The 2996-nt window shown below is 69.9% G+C and carries 3 protein-coding genes; 1 reads left to right on the top strand and 2 read right to left on the bottom strand.

The genetic code is table 11. The features are described 5' to 3' along the window. Together VFO68_RS28780 and VFO68_RS28785 are read right to left on the bottom strand one after the other, a co-directional pair. On the bottom strand, nucleotides 1-662 hold a 662-nt coding region (locus tag VFO68_RS28780), incomplete at its 3' end, for a pentapeptide repeat-containing protein (RefSeq protein WP_325161550.1). A gap of 9 nt (nucleotides 663-671) precedes the next feature. Next, nucleotides 672-1619 (bottom strand): methionyl-tRNA formyltransferase, encoded by a 948-nt coding sequence (locus VFO68_RS28785; RefSeq protein WP_325161552.1) that lies wholly within the window; start codon nucleotides 1617-1619, stop codon nucleotides 672-674. Between the two features lie 78 nt (nucleotides 1620-1697). On the opposite strand from VFO68_RS28785, the gene VFO68_RS28790 reads away from it, so the two are divergent. Beyond that, nucleotides 1698-2996: lysine N(6)-hydroxylase/L-ornithine N(5)-oxygenase family protein (locus VFO68_RS28790; protein WP_325161551.1), on the top strand; the 1299-nt coding region annotated here is incomplete at its 3' end.

Below are 2996 nucleotides of genomic sequence, written 5' to 3' on the forward strand. Positions count from 1 at the left end.
CCGGACACGATCAGGCCGGCTTCGGCGGCGATCAGGGCGGCGATCGCGACGGTCTGGTCGGGGCTGATCATGGCTCCACGTAGGGAAAGCAGGCCGCGGGCGCTGGTGAACCGGGAGGTGCGCAGGTCGCACCGGGTGGCGCGGGTGGCGCGGAACTCGGTTTCGGTGAAGTCGCAGTCCTGGAACAGCACGTCGGACAGGTTGCCGGAGATCGTGGTCTCCCGGAACGAGCAGCCGGCGAACACGGCGACGCCCTTGACCCGCTCGATGTGCAGCGTCGCGTAGTCGAGCCGGCAGTCCGTGACGGCGAGGTCCGTGGCCTGCTCGATCGACAGGCGCAGCCCGATCCCTCGGCAGGTGCGCAACTCGGTGCGGCGGGCGGTGATCCGTTGCAGCGAGGCGTTGGACAGGTCGACGCCGCTGAGCACCGTGTCAGCGAGGGTGACCGGACCGAGTTTGGCGCCGGCCAGGTTGACCTGGCGCAGCAGCGCGGTGCTCAGCGTGCCGTCGCCCGCGCTGCCGGACGCGTCCCCGCCGTCGATCAGCACCGAGTCCAGGTCGAACTCGTCGGTGAGGGCGTCCGGCCCGGCCGGGCGGAGGTCGTCCGGGTCGACGGCGGGCACGTGGATCGTCCGGCCGCCGGCCACCTCGCGGGTGTTCACCCGGTGAACCTATCCGGTGCTGGTGAGGTAGCCGCCCATGGTGCGGAAGTAGTCGGTCGCGGCGAGTTCGGCGCCGTCCTCGGTGCGGATCCGGTTGACCAGCAGGCCGTGGTTGCGGCCGTGGCGCGCGTCGGCGCCGGCCACGATCACCACGCCGTCGCCTTCCCGGATGAAGATCCGCCCGGGGGTTCCGCCGTAGCGGCCCCGGGACACCGAAGCGCCGACGATGCGGATGCGCTCACCGCGATGGAAGGTGAAGGCGTTGGGGTACGGATCGGACTGGGCACGCACCAGGCGTTCCAGCTCCTCGGCCGGCCAGGTCCAGTCGATCCGGCTGTCCTCGATGGACCGCTTGTGGAAGAAGCTCGCCTGGTCGCGGTCCTGCTTGACCCAGTCGGTGCGGCCCGACGCGATGAGCCCGAGCGCCTCGATGGTGACCGGCCGGATCAGCGCCACGGTCTTGTGGAACAGGTCGGTCGCGGTGTCGGTGTCCGCGACCGCGACCGCGCGCTGCACCACGATGTCGCCGGCATCGAGATCCTCGTTCATCAGGTGCGCGGTCAGCCCGACCCGCGTCTCGCCGTTGATCAGCGCCCAGATCAACGGGGAGAAGCCGGCGTAGGCGGGCAGCAGTGAGTCGTGCACGTTGAGGGTGCCGTGCCGGGGGAGGGCGAAGATGTGCTGCGGCAGCCAGGTCCGCCAGTTGTTCGCCACGATGATGTCGGGCTCGGCGTCCTTGAGGCGCCGCACCAGTTCCTCGTCGTCCGGGCGGTTGCGCAGCAGCACCGGGACCCCGTGCGCCGCGGCCAGGTCCGCGACCGAGTCGTCCCAGATCTTCTCGTAGGCGTGCGCGCTCTTCGGGTGGGTCACGGCGAGCACGACCTCGTGCTCGGAGTCCAGCAGTGCCTCGAGGGTCCGGTAACCCCAGGTCTGGTAGCCGAACATGACGACCCGCATGAGCAACTCCTTGTCGGTGCCGAAAGTCAAGCAAGCCTACCCTTACTCCAGTGATCAATGTTAGGTTAGGCTAACTTCATGCACCCACAGTGGGAGGTCGGTCCTGTGCCCGTGTACGACGTGGTCGGAGTCGGCTTCGGACCGTCCAACCTCGCTCTGGCGATCGCGATCGAGGAGCACAACCGGGCCCGGCCGGACGCCGGGCTGACCGGCCTGTTCCTGGAGCGGCAGCCGCGGTTCGGCTGGCATCGGGGCATGCTGATCGACGACGCCACGATGCAGGTGTCCTTCCTCAAGGACCTGGTGACGTTGCGGAACCCGACCAGCGAGTTCAGCTTCCTCGCCTACCTGCACAGCCGGGGCCGGCTGGCCGACTTCATCAACCACAAGTCGCTGTTCCCGCTGCGCGTGGAGTTCCACGACTACCTGGAGTGGGCGGCGGCGCGGTTCTCCGGCGTGGCCCGGTACGGGCACGACGTGGTGGCGGTGCGTCCGGCGCCCGAGGGTTTCGAGGTGGTCGCGCGTCAGGGTGACCGGACGGTGCTGTTCCACGCCCGCAACCTGGTGCTGGGCCTGGGTTTGCGGCCGAGCCTCCCGGACGGGGCCACGCTGGGGCGACGGGTGTGGCACAGCCGCGACCTGCTCGACCGGATCGACGAGATCGGCGAGCTGGCGGCCGGCCGGGTGGCTGTCGTCGGCGCCGGCCAGAGCGCGGCAGAGGTGACCAAGTTCCTGCACGACCGGTTCCCCCGGGCCGAGGTCCGCGCGATCTTCTCCCGGTACGGCTACAGCCCTTCGGACGACAGCCCGTTCGCCAACCGGGTCTTCGACCCCGACGCGGTCGACCAGTTCTACGCCGCGCCCGAGCACGCGAAGCAGCGGATCCTCGGCTACCACGGCAACACGAACTACTCGGTGGTGGACATCGACCTGATCGAGGAGCTCTACCGGCGGGTCTACCAGGAGAAGGTGCTGGGCGCCCCCCGGCTGCACATCCACAACGTCTCCCGGGTCGTGGAAGCCGTGCACTCCGGTGACAACGTCCGCATCACCGTCGAGTCGCTCACCACCGACGAGAAGTCCGTGCTCGACTGCGATCTCCTCGTCTACGCCACCGGCTACCGCCCGGCCGACCCGCTGGCCCTGCTCGGCGATCTCGCGGCGTCCTGCCGGCTGGACGACGGCGGCCGGGTCCGGGTGGACCGCGACTACCGCCTGGTCACCGGACCCGAACTGCCCGGTGGCATCTACCTCCAGGGCGGCACCGAGCACACCCACGGGATCTCGTCGTCGCTGCTGTCCACGACCGTCACCCGGGCCGGCGACATCCTCGCGTCCATCGTCGCCGCACCCGTCCCGCGGCCACACCGGTGGAGC

Source organism: Actinophytocola sp. (genome assembly GCF_035712165.1).
Classification (GTDB): Bacteria; Actinomycetota; Actinomycetes; order Mycobacteriales; family Pseudonocardiaceae; genus DASYTH01.